13 protein-coding genes and 1 tRNA gene are annotated in these 16554 nt (G+C 61.8%); 11 read left to right on the top strand and 3 right to left on the bottom strand.

The window, feature by feature from the left end:
- The first annotated feature begins 9 nt into the window (after window positions 1–9).
- The 4 genes from G6N82_RS14515 to G6N82_RS14500 all read left to right on the top strand — a co-directional run bounded on the left by G6N82_RS14515 (window position 10) and on the right by G6N82_RS14500 (window position 5241).
- On the top strand, window positions 10–789 hold the full coding sequence (locus G6N82_RS14515; protein WP_165197657.1) for a pseudouridine synthase: 780 nt from the start codon (window positions 10–12) through the stop codon (window positions 787–789).
- A complete protein-coding gene (gene rsmD, locus G6N82_RS14510; protein ID WP_165197655.1) occupies window positions 786–1331 on the top strand; it encodes a 16S rRNA (guanine(966)-N(2))-methyltransferase RsmD in 546 nt (181 codons plus the stop codon). The genes G6N82_RS14515 and rsmD overlap by 4 nt, the downstream gene beginning before the upstream one ends.
- A 159-nt stretch (window positions 1332–1490) precedes the next feature.
- On the top strand, window positions 1491–3683 hold the full coding sequence (locus G6N82_RS14505; protein WP_241255277.1) for a UvrD-helicase domain-containing protein: 2193 nt from the start codon (window positions 1491–1493) through the stop codon (window positions 3681–3683).
- Between the two features lie 64 nt (window positions 3684–3747).
- Entirely contained in the window at window positions 3748–5241 is a 1494-nt protein-coding gene (locus G6N82_RS14500; RefSeq protein ID WP_165197653.1) for a serine hydrolase domain-containing protein, read from the top strand.
- A gap of 16 nt (window positions 5242–5257) precedes the next feature.
- On the opposite strand, the gene G6N82_RS14495 is transcribed toward G6N82_RS14500, so the two are convergent.
- Window positions 5258–6616, bottom strand: a complete 1359-nt coding sequence (locus G6N82_RS14495; protein WP_165197651.1) for a DEAD/DEAH box helicase — start codon at window positions 6614–6616, stop codon at window positions 5258–5260.
- Between the two features lie 139 nt (window positions 6617–6755).
- A complete protein-coding gene (locus G6N82_RS14490; RefSeq protein WP_165197649.1) occupies window positions 6756–7340 on the bottom strand; it encodes a hypothetical protein in 585 nt (194 codons plus the stop codon).
- A gap of 157 nt (window positions 7341–7497) precedes the next feature.
- Between G6N82_RS14490 and G6N82_RS14485 the strand changes: the two genes are divergently transcribed.
- Together G6N82_RS14485 and G6N82_RS14480 are read left to right on the top strand one after the other, a co-directional pair.
- The gene (locus tag G6N82_RS14485) at window positions 7498–8946 is read left to right on the top strand and encodes an FAD-binding oxidoreductase (protein ID WP_165197647.1); all 1449 of its coding nucleotides are present in this window, start codon (window positions 7498–7500) and stop codon (window positions 8944–8946) included.
- Between the two features lie 73 nt (window positions 8947–9019).
- Window positions 9020–9817: a SapC family protein gene (locus G6N82_RS14480; RefSeq protein WP_165197645.1), complete on the top strand. Its 798-nt coding sequence runs from the start codon at window positions 9020–9022 to the stop codon at window positions 9815–9817.
- Window positions 9818–10020: 203 nt separating this feature from the next.
- Here the strand turns inward: G6N82_RS14480 and G6N82_RS14475 are convergent, their stop codons facing one another.
- The gene (locus tag G6N82_RS14475) at window positions 10021–10983 is read right to left on the bottom strand and encodes an N-formylglutamate amidohydrolase (protein WP_165197643.1); all 963 of its coding nucleotides are present in this window, start codon (window positions 10981–10983) and stop codon (window positions 10021–10023) included.
- A gap of 119 nt (window positions 10984–11102) precedes the next feature.
- Between G6N82_RS14475 and G6N82_RS14470 the strand changes: the two genes are divergently transcribed.
- From G6N82_RS14470 to G6N82_RS14450, 5 genes are all read left to right on the top strand, one after another.
- Window positions 11103–11492: a response regulator gene (locus G6N82_RS14470; RefSeq protein WP_165197641.1), complete on the top strand. Its 390-nt coding sequence runs from the start codon at window positions 11103–11105 to the stop codon at window positions 11490–11492.
- Window positions 11493–11576: 84 nt separating this feature from the next.
- Window positions 11577–11651 (top strand) — tRNA-Val (locus tag G6N82_RS14465).
- 122 nt (window positions 11652–11773) lie between these two features.
- Window positions 11774–12997: an NADP-dependent isocitrate dehydrogenase gene (locus G6N82_RS14460; protein WP_165197639.1), complete on the top strand. Its 1224-nt coding sequence runs from the start codon at window positions 11774–11776 to the stop codon at window positions 12995–12997.
- A gap of 101 nt (window positions 12998–13098) precedes the next feature.
- Entirely contained in the window at window positions 13099–14778 is a 1680-nt protein-coding gene (locus G6N82_RS14455; protein WP_165197637.1) for a bifunctional GNAT family N-acetyltransferase/carbon-nitrogen hydrolase family protein, read from the top strand.
- A 7-nt stretch (window positions 14779–14785) separates the two neighbouring features.
- Window positions 14786–16549 carry a cation:proton antiporter gene (locus G6N82_RS14450; RefSeq protein WP_165197635.1) on the top strand — a complete coding sequence of 588 codons (1764 nt, stop codon included), beginning with the start codon at window positions 14786–14788 and terminating at the stop codon, window positions 16547–16549.
- Window positions 16550–16554 lie beyond the last annotated feature (5 nt).

Raw genomic sequence — 16554 nt, 5'->3', positions numbered from 1 at the left:
CCGGCGGATATGCCTGACAACCCCCGCCCCGCTGGTGATCGCCCCGAAGGCGAACGCATCGCCAAGTTGCTGGCGCGCGCTGGTGTCGCCAGCCGCCGCGAGGTGGAGCGCATGATTGCGGATCGGCGCGTGGCCATTGACGGGCTCATCCTGGAAACGCCGGCTACGATCCTGAAGGACCTGCGCGGCGTGACGGTGGACGGAAAGCCAGTTGCCGCACCAGAGCCGACCCGGCTGTTCGCCTTTCACAAGCCGACCGGCCTGATCACCGCCGAAAGCGATCCCAAAGGGCGCCCCACTATCTACAATGCGCTGCGCAACGCCTTGCCCCGCAAAACCCCGCGGCTGATGCCGGTCGGCAGGCTTGACCTCAACACCGAAGGCTTGCTGCTGCTGACCAATGACGGCGAGTTGAAGCGCCAGATGGAGCTGCCTTCCTCCGGCATCCCGCGCACATATCGTGCGCGCACATTCGGCGATGTAACGCAGGAAATGCTGGAAGAGCTGATCGACGGGATCACTATTGATGGCGTCCATTACGGCAGCATCGACGCCAATCTTGAGCGGCGCACCGGCCGCAACCAGTGGATCGAACTGACCATCACTGAAGGCAAGAACCGCGAAGTGCGCAAAGTGCTGGAACACCTTGGCCTGCAGGTCAGCCGCCTGATCCGCACCGCCTATGGCCCGTTCGAACTCGAAGATCTTCCGCGCGGTGCCGCGCGCGAAATTCGCAGCCATGAACTCGGGCGGTTCCGCAGCCAGATCAAGCGCTCGGGCAGCCAGTGAGGATCATCGCCGGGGAATGGCGCGGGCGCAAGCTGGTTGCCCCGAAGGGCGACGCTACGCGCCCGACCGCGGACCGCACCCGCGAAACCCTCTTCAGCATGCTCACCAGCAGGCTTGGTTCGTTCGAAGGATTGCAGGTTGCCGACTTGTTTGCCGGCTCGGGCGCGCTGGGGCTGGAAGCGCTCTCGCGCGGCGCGGCGCATTGCCTGTTCGTTGAGCAGGACAAGCCGGCGCTGGACGCGATCAAGGCCAATATCCAGGCGCTTGGCGCGCGCGAGCGTACCGCGGTTCAACAGGGTTCGGTACTAACGCTCGGCCCGGCGAAAGAGCCTTATGACCTGATCCTGCTCGACCCGCCCTACGCCACCGGCGCCGGAGCGGTTGCGCTGGATCGGTTACTCAGGCTGGGCTGGATCGGACCGGCGACATGGATGGCGGTCGAAACGTCCGACAAGGAAAGCGTTGAGGTCAAAGGGCTGGACGTTGCAGCCGAACGAAAGGTCGGCAAGGCCAAGCTGACACTGTTGACCGCCGCCAGCTGAGCCTTGCGGCACGCGCCAACGTTCTCTACCTGTTCACTTGCCCATGTCCGATCCGAGCACCCTTCCCTCGCCCACGGGCGACGCTGGCCTTCCCCCTATGCCGCACGGCTGAACCCGCCGCAGCGCGAAGCAGTGCTGACCACCGAAGGCCCGGTGCTGATGCTGGCGGGCGCCGGTACCGGCAAGACCGCAGCGCTTACCGCGCGGCTCGCGCATCTGGTGGCGACCGGACGTGCCTGGCCCAGCCAGATCCTGTGCGTGACCTTTACTAACAAGGCTGCGCGCGAAATGCGCGAACGCGTCGGGAGGCATCTGGGGCAAGCGGTCGAGGGCATGCCATGGCTTGGCACCTTCCATTCGGTCTGCGCCAAGATGTTGCGCCGCCATGCCGAATTGGTGGGCCTCGAAAGCAATTACACGATCATCGACACGGACGACCAGCTGCGCTTGCTCAAGCAGCTGATCACCCAGAACGACCTTGACGAGAAGCGCTGGCCTGCGCGCCAGCTGGCCGGGCTGATCGATCGCTGGAAGAACCGCGGGCTCAACCCCGCCGATCTCGATGCGGTGGAAAACGAAAGCTATGCCAACGGGCGCGGACAGCAGTTCTACCAGCTTTACCAGGACCGATTGAAAGCGCTCAACGCCTGCGATTTCGGCGATCTGATGCTGCATATGCTCAACATCTTCCGCACGCACCGCGAGGTGCTGGAAGATTACCAGCGACGCTTCAAATATATCCTGGTGGACGAATACCAGGATACCAACGCGGTCCAATATTTGTGGCTCAGGCTGCTGGCGCAGGCGCACAAGAATATCTGCGTCGTGGGGGATGACGATCAGTCGATCTATTCCTGGCGCGGGGCGGAAGTCGCCAATATCCTGAAGTTCGAGAAGGATTTTCCCGGCGCCAAGGTCGTCAAGCTCGAGCAGAACTATCGCTCCACCCCGCATATTCTGGGCGCGGCATCGGGCCTGATCCGCGCCAATTCGCAGCGTCACGACAAGACGCTGTGGACTGAAGCCAATCACGGCGAGAAGCTGCGCGTCATCGGCGTGTGGGACGCGCCGGAGGAAGCACGCCGCGTAGGCGAGGAGATCGAGCGTCTCGAACGCGAGGGCGCACCGCTAGATAAAGTCGCCATCCTGGTGCGCGCGCAATACCAGACGCGCGAATTCGAAGACCGCTTCATCCAGATCGGGATCAACTACCGCATCGTCGGTGGCTTCCGCTTCTACGAGCGCGCGGAAATCCGCGATGCGCTGGCTTACCTGCGTATGATCGCACAGCCGCAGGACGATCTGGCCTTCGAACGGATCTACAACCAGCCCAAGCGCGGGCTTGGCGCCAAGACGCTGGAGAAAATGCACCAGCATGCGCGGCGCACCGGGCTGCCGCTGGCCGCCGCCTCGCTCCAGCTGGCCGACAGCGACGAGCTGCCTGCGCGTGCCGCCAATACTATCGGCGAATTGCTGAGGCAGTTTCTTGCATGGCGCGAACAGGCCGAACTCGTCACCCCGGCAGACTTGCTACGCATGGTGCTGGAAGATTGCGGCTACTTTGCCATGCTCGAGGCCGAAAAGACCGCTGAGGCCAAGGGCAGGCTCGAAAACCTTTCCGAACTGGCCCGCGCGATGGAGGAATACGAAACGCTCGGCGATTTCCTCGAGCATGTGTCGCTGGTGATGGACAATGACGCCGCCGACGATGGCGAGAAGGTCACCATCATGACCATGCATGCGGCCAAGGGGCTGGAATTCGACCATGTCTTCCTGCCCGGCTGGGAAGAAGGCGTATTCCCCAGCCAGCGGGCGCTCGATGAAGGCGGGCTAGCCAGCCTGGAGGAAGAGCGCCGCCTGGCCTATGTCGCGATCACCCGCGCGCGGCGCCGCTGCACCATCCTGCATGCCGCGAACCGCCGCATCTATGGCCAATGGACCAGCAGCATTCCCAGCCGCTTCATCGAGGAGCTGCCAGCGGAGCATTTCGAACAGGAGACCACGCTGAGCGGCGGCGCATCGCTGTGGCGCGCCAACTGGACCGAGAACGAAGATCCCTTCGCACATGTCTCGACCTCGCGACCCGAGCGTTCGTCGCAACGCGGCCCCGGCTGGCAGCGGGCGCTCTCGACCGGATATGACAGCAAGCAGGCGCGCGTGCGCGAAAGCACCCGTTCCGCCGCCAGCTTTGCCGCCAAGCCGCGCAGTGACATCGCCATCGGCCAGCGCGTGTTCCATGAGAAATTCGGTTATGGCACCGTCACCGACCAGGAAGGCAACAAGCTGACAATCGAGTTCGAGCACGCTGGTGAAAAGCGTGTGATCGACAGCTTTGTGACAGTGGTGCGGTAGTCCAACCGGTACTAGTACACTTTGCCCCTTGCGTCGCCTTGTGTCTTATAGAATTAATACAGCGATGCACTACCGACCCGGCCGTATGGCACTCGCTCTCGTCACTCTGCCAATTTCACTGCTTTCTGCCGGTGCGGCATGGGCAGAAGCGCCCGCTGAACCAGCGGATCCCTTCGCACTTTATCTGGACCAGTGTCGCCTCGCTGAGGTTTGCAATGGCACCTATCTGGTCGCCCGCAAGGGCAAGCCGATCCATCGCGCCGCTATCGGCGATGCCGGCGATCTGGATCGCTCACCGCTGACCATGGACAGTCAGTTCGATATCGGCTCGATTTCGAAGCAATTCACCGCCGTCGCCGTCTTGCGGCTGGCGCGACAAAAGCGCCTTGCGCTGGCCGATCCGGTGGCGCGGCATCTGCCCGCGTTTCCCTACCCGGACATCACCATTGCTCAGCTGCTGAGCCACACCTCCGGCATGCCCGATGTGCTCAACCATTATTCAGCGCTGTTGCGATCGGGCCAAGCCACCGCCCCGCTCGACGGCTCGGATATCGTCTCGGTGCTGGCCGAGGGCAAACGCCCGGCCGTTTTCGCACCGGGGACAAAGTACGCGTACAACAATTCCGGCTATCTTGTTCTTGCCGCATTGGTCGAAGCCCGGACGGGCGAGACCTTCTCCGATCATCTCCATCGTACCTTGTTCAAGCCGCTGAGGATGAAGCGCACCCTCGTACGGACACCCGCGAACGAAGGGCAGATTTCCCGGCGCGCGTTTGGCTTTCAGCCGATGCCTGATGGCACCCGCAGGGCCTACGACCAGACGCCGATGTTCTACATCCGCGGGGCAGGAGGGATCTATTCGACGGTCGACGACCTGCTGCGCTGGCAAAATGCACTGTCTGGTGGGCGCATTCTGAGCCCGCGCGAATGGCGCATGGCAACCACCGCCATGCAGCTGAGCGACGGCACAGCAGCACCCTATGGCTATGGCTTTGCCCTGCGCAAGACCCCCGAAGGTCTCGCCAAAGTGGGCCACAACGGCCATTTTCGCGGCTTCAAGTCCGAACTGGCCTATTTCCCGGCCAGCCAGGTTACCGTGATCCAGCTGACCAACAACGCCCAGGACGACCGGATGGACGCGAACGCCCGCGCGCTATTCCAGCTGTCGCAAGGGAAGGCGCCGCCCGCCGTCAGGCCGACCATCGGCAAGGCGTTGTATCAACGGGTGACAGCGGGGTCCGAAGCGGACACCCGTCAGTGGTTTGCCGACCAGCTTTCCGCCACCTCGCCTGCGTTCGAACTGGATGAGGATGAACTCAACCGGCTGGGGTACAGTCTGCTGAAAGCGCCGGACAAGCGCCCGGCGATCCTGGTGTTCGAACTGACGGTTCTGGCCTTTCCAAAATCCGCCAACGCATACGATAGCCTATCGGAAGCGCAGGAGGCCGCGGGTGACACAGCGGCCGCGCTGGTCAGTTCTCGCATGGCACTCGCGCTTGAGCCGCAATCGGCGACCTTGCAAAAGCGGGTGGAATTGCTGAGCAAGGCTCCACAATAGCTCAACGGGTGGTTTGTCAGCCGCCAAAGCCGACGCTAAGGAAGTCCGGTTTGGGGCCATTCCATTCCCCAGCCGGTACCGGCTCGTCATCATCGTCGCGGCGCGGGCTCGAACGCTTGGGCTTTTCAGCCCGCATTTCCTTTTCCCGGCGCGGCTTCTTGGGGCGTTCTTCGCGCGGCTCATCCGCCGGCTGCCTGGCGGGTATGCGCGGCGGCTTTTCATCAGCCTCGGGCTCGGCCGGCTTTAGTTCGACGCGAACGTCTTCCTTGCCGAACACCTTGATCTTGCTGCCGGTCAGCTTTTCGACATTGGCGATCGCCTCGGCATCTTCTTCGGCTACGAAGGTAAAGGCCCGGCCCTTTGCCCCCGCCCGGCCCGTGCGTCCGATGCGGTGGACATAGTCGTCCGGGTGCCATGGTGTATCGAAATTGAACACGTGGCTGACGCCCTTGATATCGAGACCGCGGGCGGCGACGTCGGAAGCGACCAGAATATTCACTTCGCCCTGCTTGAACCGGTCGAGTTCCTTGAGGCGCGAGCTCTGATCCATGTCGCCATGGATCTCGCTGCTCCTGAAGCCGTGACGCTGCAGGCTCTGGTTCAGTTCACGCACGGTGGTCTTGCGGTTGGCGAAGATGATCGCGGTTTCAACCAGGTCATGCCGCAGCAGCCAGCGCAGTGTCTCGCGCTTCTGACGGCTCTTGACGGGCACCTTGAAGGCAGTGATGTCCTTGTTGGTGCTTGCCGCCCGGCTGACTTCCATCCGCTTGGGATTGTTGAGGAATTTCTTTGCCAGCTTCTCGATCGGCGGCGGCATGGTGGCGCTGAACAGAAGGGTCTGGCGCGTTTCAGGCAGCTTGGAACAAATGAATTCGATGTCGGGGATGAAGCCCATGTCGAGCATGCGGTCGGCTTCGTCGATGACCAGCAGTTCGCACCCGCTGAGCAGGATCTTGCCGCGCTCGAACAGGTCCATCAGCCGGCCCGGCGTGGCGATCAGCACATCCACACCCTCATCGAGCGCCTTGAGCTGGTCGCCCATTTGCACCCCGCCGATCAGCAGCGCCATCTTGAGATCATGGTTCTTGCCGTATTTTTCGAAGTTCTCCGCCACCTGCGCGGCAAGCTCGCGCGTCGGCTCAAGGATGAGTGAGCGCGGCATCAGCGCACGGCGGCGCCCGCTGGCGAGCACGTCGATCATCGGCAGCACAAAACTCGCGGTCTTGCCCGTCCCGGTCTGCGCAATACCGATCAGGTCCTTCATCATCAGGACTGCTGGAATGGCCTCCGCCTGGATGGCAGTGGGCGTGGTATAGCCGGCGGCTTCAACCGCCTTGAGCAATTCGGGAGAGAGGCCGAGGTCGGCGAAGGTCATGCGTCGATCGATTTCCGGGTAAGCTAGCGCGAAATCGCGCCGGTCATTGTGCAACCGCGAAGAAGATCGCGGGCGACGCCGCGCCTGTTGCCGAAAATGCGCCGGAAGTCAAGAAATCACGCGGTATGGAACCGTCCGGTCAATCGTTGACCGGAACCAGCTCGCGCAAACGATCGACCTCGCAATTGGCGCCCGCCCTCGATTGCAGCTTGTCGCGCTCGATGCAAAGCTTCCCGTCCTTGCTGCGTTCGAGATAGAAACCGGAGTAGAAATCGCGCGCACGGCACGCTTTTTCCAGCCGCGCGCTGACCATGCGCCGATCACGCAGGAACAGGACCAATCGGTCGCCGCTGCCGGTTTGCACCCCCGCGATATCATCAACCGATACGCATTTGCCGATCTTTCGCTCCTGATAGCGTGTCGGGCGCGGAGCTTGGGGCATTTCCGCCATCAGGCTTTGCCGTTCGATCGTGCTGCGGCTTGTAAGCGGCGTAATCCGGACCGTTACCTGTCGTTCGATACGCACTTGATTAGCGGCGGGCGATTTCGGTGGCCATTCCGCCACAAGGCTGTCACGCAGCACCGCTCCCGGGTTTATCTCCACATCCGGCTGTTCGGGGCCAAACCTTAAAACCTCAGGCTGATTGCTCCACCGTGCATCATGCGCGACGCCGGCGGCGGCGAGCAGTGCGACAGGCGCGAGCGAGGCGATCAGGCTGGGCATGCTGGGAAATCCGGGCGACGTGTACCGCTGATTTATCGACCTTCTGGTTGCTTGGTGCGTTCCCGTCTACCACGCGGGCTTGAATGGAGGCTTAATCCATTTTCACCTGCCAGCAAGTGCTGGCATTGCGGGCTGCGGATATGGCATAGGCGCAAACATGACCTCATCGGAGAATTTCCTGCGCCGCGCCGCAGAACTTTTGGGGCCGCGCGGCTTCACTTGCGATCCTGATTTGCTGGAGCCATGGCTAACCGATTGGCGCGGCCGGTTTCACGGAAGCGCGCTGGGCCTGGCTTCCCCCGCCTCTACCCGCGAAGTGTCGGAATTCGTCAAACTATGCGCCGAATGCGGCGTGCCGATTGTGCCTCAGGGTGGCAATAGCGGGATGTCGGGCGGCGCGACTCCCGATGCCAGCGGACAATCGGTAGTGTTGTCACTGCGCAGGATGGAAGCGATCCGCAGCTTCGATCGGGAAAACCGGCAAATCGTTTGCGAGGCGGGTGTGATCCTCCAAAACCTTCACGAAGCTGCTGAACAAGAGGGGCTGCGATTTCCGCTTACACTAGGCGGCAAGGGCTCTGCCACGATTGGCGGCCTGGTATCGACAAATGCGGGCGGCACGCAGGTATTGCGGCACGGCACGATGCGCGCGCAGGTATTGGGGATCGAGGCGGTGCTGGCCGACGGGCAGATTTTCGACAGCCTGACTGCACTCAAGAAGGATAATCGCGGCTTTGACCTCAAACAGTTGCTGATCGGATCAGAAGGTACGCTGGGGATCGTCACAGCTGCCAACCTGCGCCTGATCCCGGCGATTGACGAACGAGTGGTGACATGGGCCGGCGTAGAAACGATCCACGAGGCGCGCGAGCTGCTCCTGCATTTCGAACGCACGATGCCAACCGAGCTTGAAGGCTTCGAAGTGGTACCAGCGCATTGCCTGGAAAGCGTGCTGCTGCACCTCCCCAATGCGCGCGCGCCCTTGGCAAATGCTTATCCCTGGCATGCATTGATCGAATTGGTCGGCGGCCCTGACAGCAAGGGCGAATTGCGGGAGCATGCCGAAGGTGCCCTCGCAGCCGCGATGGAAGCGGATTTGCTGGACGATGCTGTAATCGCAGCGAACGAGGCTCAGGCGGAGCAGTTCTGGCTGCTGCGCGATTCCATTGCGCCAGCCGAACGTGCGATCGGCCCTGCGATGCAGCACGACATATCCGTTCCCGTGGAGCGCATGCCGAGCTTCATCGAAACAGCCATTCCCGACGTTGAAATGCGTTTTCCAGGCACAACCGGGGTCGCGTTCGGCCATCTGGGCGACGGCAATGTCCACTTCCATGTCCTGGCGCCCAAAGGTGCAAAGCGCGGCGAGTGGGAGGAGCGCGAGGGGAAGGCGATCAGCCGCCATGTGCACGATATGGTGGCCGAATGGGGCGGATCGATCAGCGCAGAACACGGCATCGGCCAGATGAAACGCGATGAACTGGCCCGGCTGCACGATCCCGCAGCGCTTTCAATTATGCGCAGCGTTAAGCAGGCACTTGACCCTTATGGCCTGCTCAATCCTGGCAAGCTTGTCTCGCTTGCCTCTGGCCAGTTGAACGCCTAAAGGCGCTGTGTCCGGCCCGCTGGCACGCCAGCGCGGCCTTTTTGAATTTAACACCACGTTTCGGAGAATTCCCATGGCCAGCGCGCCGCAGCCTCAACTGCCCCTGTTTTACAAAGACCTCCTGCCGCTCAACAGCCGCGACCACAAGAGCTGGAAGATCAAGCCGTTTGCCGATGCAGGCTTCATCGGCCAGACTCACGCGCTTCCCGTCACCGTCGATGAACTGATCGACGCGCAGCGCGATTTTCCGATCGTGTTCAGCGCTGGCGACAACCCGGTGCCGCTGGCGCTGATGGGGCTGAACGAAGGGGTGAACACCTTTGTCGACGCCGAGGGCAAGATCACCGAGAATGTGTACCTGCCCGCCTACACCCGCCGTTATCCCTTCATGCTCGCGCGGCTGCAGCCCGGTGCAGAAGAGCTTTCGCTCTGCTTCGATCCGAGCGCTGGAGTGGTCGGCGATTTCGCTGAAGGCGATGCGCTGTTCGACGAGAATGGCGAGCCCAGCCAGGTTACGCAGGGCATCCTTGATTTCTGCCAGAAGTTCGAGGAATCCGGTTCGCGCACCAAGGCGTTCATGGACGAGCTGGCCAAGCATGACCTGCTGATGGACGGTGAAATCGCGATCACCCGCAATGACAAGCCCGACCAGCCGTTCATCTATCGCGGCTTCCGCATGGTCGATGAAAACAAGCTGCGCGAGCTTCCGGCGGCAACGCTCGAAACGCTCAACAAGAACGGCATGCTGCTGATCATCCATGCGCACCTGTTTTCACTGAACCTGATGCGGGTGATTTTCTCGCGCCAGATGGCCCAGGGCAAGGTGCCCGAACCCAATGCTGCAACCGAGAATATGGAAGCCGCAAACTAGACATCAGAGCGGGTCAAGCCAGGCGAAGCTTGAAAACTTCGCCGGCGACACCTAGGTTTACTTTATCCGGCGCAGGCTTCCCTCATTGCCTGCACGGATGTTGCGTCCCGCTTGTGGGCGCATCCTCCCTGAACCTTGGCCACCTCGTGCACTTCGCACGAGGTGGTTTTTTCATGCTTGAATGGAAATCGCGTAGGCTTGCCTCACTCGGCCGCGAGCTGGATGGTGCCACCAGCTGCCATTCGCGCGGTTTCAATGCCCAATTCGCGCACCCAGGCTGCCAGCAACCGCGCCAGCGGCTTTATCCTGGCCGTCGAGCGCTCTAGCCGGGCGTCGAGATAGCTTGAGCGGCATACTTCGAGCTGCAGCGCATGGATCCCCCGTTTGGGCGCGCCATGGGTCTCCAGCACATAACCGCCTGCATATGGGCGGTTGTGGGCAACGGAATGCCCCCTCGCCTCAAGGAAGCGGTATCCGTGGCTGGCCAGCGCCGAAACGCAGCTTGTCCCGAACCGGTCGCCCAGCACGAATGCCGGTGGATCTGGCAATTCGCGCGTGCGGCGCAGCGGCGGCATGGAATGCAAATCGATCAGCAAGGCTGCACCCCATTGGTCGCGGATCCTGGCAAGCTCGCGTGCGGTTGCCGCATGATAGGGCCGGTGGATGCCTTCGATTCGGCTTTCAAGCTCGGCAGCGGGCAACTGCCTGCGCCATATCTCGCCATGCCCGGGGAGGCGGCGCGGTACCAGCCCAAGCCCGCTGCGGGCGCGCCGATTGGCCATCGAATGCCGCACACGCGGCGAGCGATGGCCTTCAATCATGTCCCAATCGACATCGTCGCGTGCGCGATTGAGATCGAGCATCGCGCGCGGCGCATGGGCCATGATCAGCACAGCCCCCGTTTCCTCGGCAACCAGCGCGGCAACTTCATCTATCAGGCGATCTTCCAGCCGCAGGCAGGCGTAGTCTGGATCGCGCATGGCAGCGAGAAGCGGCGAAGGGTAATCACGCCCGGCGTGGGGCACGGTGATCAGCACAGGCAATGGCGGCGATAGCGGCGCGCGCAGGCTGTAAGCCGGACGCTCACCCTCACTGCCGGTATGACCGGGAATGAAGCCGCCCGCTTCGTGCCGCACGGGTCTTGATTCGCGTTCCGCAGTGGTCATCCCTTGGTGCTGCCGGTTGGATGGCCGGATGTCAAAGCCCGGGTGCCCCTCGCGGGATCGGTGGCGGCATCAGGCAGGGTGAAAAAGGTTTCTTAATGGACTCACGCTAAACCGGAAGGATGACAGCTGGAACACCCTTGCGAATTCTCCTTGCGGAGGATGAAGATGCAATGCGCACCTATCTGGAGCGCGCGCTGACCAATGCCGGTTATGAAGTGGTTGCGGTCGATCGCGGTACGGCGGCAGTGCCCTATCTCGAACGCGAGCCGTTCGACCTGTTGCTGTCGGACATTGTCATGCCAGAGATGGACGGGATCGAGTTGGCACAGCGTTGCGCCGAGATCGCGCCGCGCACGAAGGTGATGTTCATCACCGGCTTTGCTGCGGTATCGCTGAAGGCTAGCCGCGAGCAACCGCATGCGAAAATGCTCTCCAAGCCGTTCCATCTGCGCGACCTAGTGCTGGAAGTTGAACGCATGTTCGAGGACCGCCGCGAAGCTTCACTCTAAAATAGCGCCGGAACCCCTTGATTGGCAGAAAGGCTCAAGCTAAGGGGCCTCTCCGCCGCTCAAGGAGTGGCCGTTCGATGGTGCGGGCGTATAGCTCAGTGGTAGAGCACTATGTTGACATCGTAGGGGTCCCAAGTTCAATCCTTGGTACGCCCACCATCCAAAACCCGCCGCGTGTCGGCGGGTTTTTTATTGCCCGCCCCCTCCCTTGCGCGCACGCACACCTCTGCTAAAGCCCGCGCGAACTCCAATTCCCAAAAATTGCAGCGAACAGGGACAACATGCAGAAAATCCAGGTCAAGAACCCGGTCGTCGAACTCGACGGCGACGAAATGACGAGAATCATCTGGCAGTGGATCCGCGAACGTCTGATCCTGCCCTATCTCGATATCGACCTGAAGTATTACGATCTCTCGATCGAGAAGCGCGACGAGACCGACGACCAGATCACCGTCGATGCCGCCAATGCCATCAAGCAATACGGCGTCGGCGTGAAATGCGCGACGATCACCCCGGACGAAGCCCGCGTCGAGGAATTCAGCCTCAAGAAAATGTGGAAGAGCCCCAATGGCACGATCCGCAACATCCTGGGCGGCGTGGTCTTCCGCGAACCGATCGTGATCGAAAACGTGCCGCGGCTGGTGCCCGGCTGGACCGATCCGATCGTCGTCGGCCGCCATGCCTTTGGCGACCAGTATCGCGCGACTGACACGCTGATCCCCGGCCCCGGCGAACTGCGGCTGGTTTTCAAGGGCGAGGACGGCCAGGAAATCGACCTCAAAGTGTTTGACTTCCCCAGCGCCGGCGTCGCCATGGCGATGTACAACCTTGACGATTCGATCCGTGACTTTGCGCGCGCCAGCTTCAATTATGGCTTGAACCTGGGCTGGCCGGTGTATCTCAGCACCAAGAACACCATCCTCAAGGCGTATGACGGGCGCTTCAAGGACCTGTTCCAGGAAGTGTTCGACAACGAAGGTTTCGCCGAGAAATTCAAGGAAGCGGGCATCGTCTACGAACACCGCCTGATCGACGACATGGTTGCATCGGCGCTGAAGTGGAACGGCAAGTTTGTATGGGCCTGCAAGAACTACGACGGTGACGTCCAGTCGGACACGGTGGCGCAGGGCTTCGGTTCGCTGGGGCTGATGACTTCGGTCCTCATGACCCCGGATGGCAAGACTGTGGAAGCGGAAGCCGCCCATGGCACCGTCACCCGCCATTATCGCCAGCACCAGCAAGGCAAGGCGACCTCGACCAACCCCATTGCCAGCATCTTCGCCTGGACCCGGGGCCTGATCTATCGCGGCAAGTTCGACGGTACGCCGGACGTGGTGCGGTTTGCGGAAACGCTTGAGCGGGTCTGCATCGAAACCGTTGAAAAGGGCGACATGACCAAGGATCTGGCGCTGCTGATCGGCCCCAACCAGAACTGGCTTACCACCGAGCAATTTTTCGAGGCGATCGTGCAGAACCTTGAAAAGGAAATGGCCAGCTGGAGCTGATTTTCGGAACAACAGCTGTGCCATAGCGTAAGTTCAGGGCAGCCCTTCCCCAACCGGATCGGCTGCCCTTTGCATGTAAAGACTTGGACCGGGGGACTTTCATGACCGAAACGCGCGCCAGGGCACGGCTGGAAATTCGCCAAGCAAAACTGTCTGATGTGCGGGCGATCGCCGATCTCGTAAGGCGGGTGTATGACGATATGCCGGCCTATACCCACGGCGAAATCCGCGGCCAGTTGAACAATTATCCGGAAGGCTGCTTTGTCGCCAAGCTGGATGGCAAGCTGGTGGGCTATTGCGCGTCGATGCGGCTGAGCCAGCGTGTCGCCTTCTCCGATCACAGCTGGGACGAAGTGACCGGAAACGGTTTTGGCAGCCGCCACAATGCCAAGGGCGAATGGCTCTATGGCTACGAAATGTGCGTCGATCCAAAGACGCGCGGTACGCGGATCGGACGCAGGCTTTACGAAGAACGCCGCGCGCTGGCCGAACGGCTTGAATTAAGCGGGATCGTGTTTGGCGGCCGGATGCCAGGTTATACCCGGGCCAAGCGTCGCAAGACCAATCGCGCCGACACACCCGAACAATATCTGGAGATGGTGCTCGCCGGGAAGATCCACGATCCTGTCTTGCGTTTCCAGCTCGCCAATGGCTTCGAGGCGCAGGGTGTGCTGCGCGCCTACCTGCCAGAAGACAAGCAATCGCGGACTAATGCGGTGCGCATGGTATGGCGTAACCCATACGTAGACACAGACGCACCGCCCAAACACAGGGTGCCGCGCGATGTCGAGAGCGTGCGCATCGCCACTTGCCAGCTGCAGGCGCGCGCAGTCTCCGGCTTCGATGAATTCATGCAGCAGGTCGAATATTTCGTCGACGTGGCATCCGATTATGAAGCCGATTTCATCGTCTTCCCCGAGCTTTTCACGCTGATGTTGCTAAGCGCGCAGGAGCAGGAACTCAGCTCGCAAGAGGCGATCGAGGAACTCAGCCGTTTCACGCCGCGGATCCGCACCAGGCTGAGCGAGATGGCGCTCGGCTACAACATCAACATAATCGGCGGATCGCACCCGACCCGGATGGACGATGGCGACATCCACAATGTCGCCTATGTCTGCTTGCGCGATGGATCGGTCCACGCGCAGGAGAAGATCCACCCCACACCCAACGAAGCCTATTGGTGGAACATCAAGGGCGGCGATACTATCGATGCGATCCAGACTGATTGCGGCCCCATTGGCGTGCTGATCTGCTATGACAGCGAGTTCCCCGAACTCGCCCGCCGGCTGGTTGACGAAGGCGCGCGGATCATTTTCGTCCCGTTCTGCACCGACAGCCGCCAGGGCTATATGCGCGTGCGTTATTGCGCGCAGGCCCGCGCGATCGAGAACCAGTGCTACGTTGTGATGAGCGGCAATGTCGGGAACTTGCCCAATGTCGCCAATATGGACATCCAGTATGCGCAAAGCTGCATCCTCACACCCTGCGATTTCCCCTTCGCACGTGACGGTATCGCCGCCGAGGCGACCGAAAATGTCGAAACGCTGACGATCAGCGACGTCAACCTCGCCGATCTCAGCTGGGCCAGGGCAGAGGGCACGGTCCAGAACCTCGCCGACCGCCGCTTCGATCTCTATCGCATCGAATGGGACAAGCGCGTAGGCCAGGTTTCCCCCGCATCGGCGAAGATAGCGACAGCACCGAGCCATCGACCGGGCCGCACGGTGGCCGTGGTGGATAGCTATGCAAAGCGGGTGACCATCGCAGCAAGGGCGCTATAGTCATTGCATGGCAGGCGAACTCGCACCTTCCCCGATGTTGTCTGATGCGCTGGTGATCCTGGGCGCTGCCGGTATCGTGATTCCGGTATTCGCGCGTTTCCGGATTACGCCGATCATCGGATTTATCCTGATCGGGATTGCCGTGGGGCCGTATGGCCTGGGCTCGCTTGTGCCGCAAATCCCGTGGCTGGCGCATATCACGATCACCGATCCAGAGGGCCTGACCCCCTTCGCCGACTTTGGGATTATCCTGCTGCTCTTCGCAATCGGTCTCGAACTGAGCTTCAACCGACTTTGGCAATTGCGCAGGCTGGTGTTCGGGCTGGGCGCGCTCGAACTGCTGATTATCGGTTCCTCGCTCGCGGCCTTCCTTGGCATGGTGAATGGCCAGGCCTGGACCGGGGCGCTGGCGCTGGGCTTTGCGCTCGCCTTTTCTTCGACCGCCATTGTGCTGCCGATCTCCGGGACAAAAACGCCGGTCGGGCGTGCGGCGCTCTCCATGCTGCTGTTCGAAGATATCATGATCGTGCCGATTGTTTTCATTCTCGGCGCCATGGCCCCCCACGCCCAGGACGCTGGCTGGAGCGGAATGGTCGACACCCTGTGGCAAGGCGGGCTGGTGGTTGCCGCCCTGCTCGTACTTGGGCGGATCGCGTTGCCGCGCCTGTTTGCGCAGGCAGCCCGTACCAAAAGTCCGGAACTGTTCCTGGCCGCCTCGCTACTGGTCGTGATCGGAGCGAGCCTCGCCACTGCCGCGACCGGCTTGTCACCCATAGTTGGCGCTTTGATCGCCGGCCTGTTGATCGCTGAAACCGAATACCACGCCGAAGTCGAAACGATCATGGACCCGTTCAAGGGCCTTGCGCTTGGCGTGTTCCTGATCACGGTCGGCATGAGCATCAACCTCATCACGATCTGGGAAAACCTCGGCCCGATCATGCTGGCGGTGGTGGGCGTGCTGGTGTTCAAGGCGATCGTCACGGGTATCCTGTTGCGCCTGATGGGCGCGCGGAGGGGCACATCGGCCGAAACCGGCGTCTTGATGGCCAGCCCCAGCGAAACGACGCTGATCGTGCTCGCGGCCGCCAGTTCTGCGCTGTTGATCGATGCGGAAACCGCGCAATTCTGGCAGATAGTCACCGCGATCGGCCTGACTGTTACACCGTTGCTGGCACGGCTTGGTCGCGTCATTGCCCGCCGCGTCGAACCTGTCCCGGAACTGGCTCAGGTCGAGGTCGACGAGCCGCGGACGATCATCGTCGGCGCCGGGCGCGTCGGGCGGCTCGTCGCGGATATGCTGGCCAAACACAACAAGCCCTATGTTACGATCGATTCCGATCCGGACCTGATCGAGCGCGCCAAGCGTGAGGGTTATCGTGCCGCCTTCGGCGATGCAGCGCGGGGGGATGCCTTGTCGCGGCTGGGGATCGAGACCGCGCCGGCAGTTGTGCTGACCATGGACGAGCCAGTGCTGGCGCAGCGACTGGTCGCCAAGCTGCGCGCGGCGCATCCCGATCTCCTCATTGTTGCCCGCGCACGCGATCCTGAGCACGCCGCCGCTCTCTATCGCGCCGGGGCAAGTCATGCCGTGCCCGAAACGCTCGAGGCGACGCTGCAGCTGTCGGAGGCGGTGCTTGTCGATATCGGCGTGGCCATGGGCCCGGTGATCGCCTCGATCCACGAAAAGCGCGACGAATTCCGCGAACAGCTCGAGCGCGACGGCCAGCTGGACTTCCGGCCGAAACTACGGACCTCCAGCGCCGATAGCTAAGGCAA

The organism is Altererythrobacter sp. BO-6 (assembly GCF_011047315.1).
In the GTDB taxonomy this organism is placed as follows: Bacteria; Pseudomonadota; Alphaproteobacteria; order Sphingomonadales; family Sphingomonadaceae; genus Erythrobacter.
Note: the sequence above shows the minus strand (reverse complement) of the source record. Positions and strands in the feature narration are given on the sequence as shown.

Coding starts and splice junctions, on each gene's coding strand:
- G6N82_RS14450 (WP_165197635.1), top strand. CDS start 14,786: ATGGCAGGCGAACTCGCACCTTCCCCGATGTTGTCTGATGCGCTGGTG.
- G6N82_RS14505 (WP_241255277.1), top strand. CDS start 1,491: ATGCTGGCGGGCGCCGGTACCGGCAAGACCGCAGCGCTTACCGCGCGG.
- G6N82_RS14455 (WP_165197637.1), top strand. CDS start 13,099: ATGACCGAAACGCGCGCCAGGGCACGGCTGGAAATTCGCCAAGCAAAA.
- G6N82_RS14460 (WP_165197639.1), top strand. CDS start 11,774: ATGCAGAAAATCCAGGTCAAGAACCCGGTCGTCGAACTCGACGGCGAC.
- G6N82_RS14480 (WP_165197645.1), top strand. CDS start 9,020: ATGGCCAGCGCGCCGCAGCCTCAACTGCCCCTGTTTTACAAAGACCTC.
- G6N82_RS14515 (WP_165197657.1), top strand. CDS start 10: ATGCCTGACAACCCCCGCCCCGCTGGTGATCGCCCCGAAGGCGAACGC.
- G6N82_RS14495 (WP_165197651.1), bottom strand. CDS start 6,616: ATGACCTTCGCCGACCTCGGCCTCTCTCCCGAATTGCTCAAGGCGGTT.
- G6N82_RS14500 (WP_165197653.1), top strand. CDS start 3,748: ATGCACTACCGACCCGGCCGTATGGCACTCGCTCTCGTCACTCTGCCA.
- G6N82_RS14475 (WP_165197643.1), bottom strand. CDS start 10,983: ATGACCACTGCGGAACGCGAATCAAGACCCGTGCGGCACGAAGCGGGC.
- G6N82_RS14470 (WP_165197641.1), top strand. CDS start 11,103: ATGACAGCTGGAACACCCTTGCGAATTCTCCTTGCGGAGGATGAAGAT.
- G6N82_RS14490 (WP_165197649.1), bottom strand. CDS start 7,340: ATGCCCAGCCTGATCGCCTCGCTCGCGCCTGTCGCACTGCTCGCCGCC.
- G6N82_RS14485 (WP_165197647.1), top strand. CDS start 7,498: ATGACCTCATCGGAGAATTTCCTGCGCCGCGCCGCAGAACTTTTGGGG.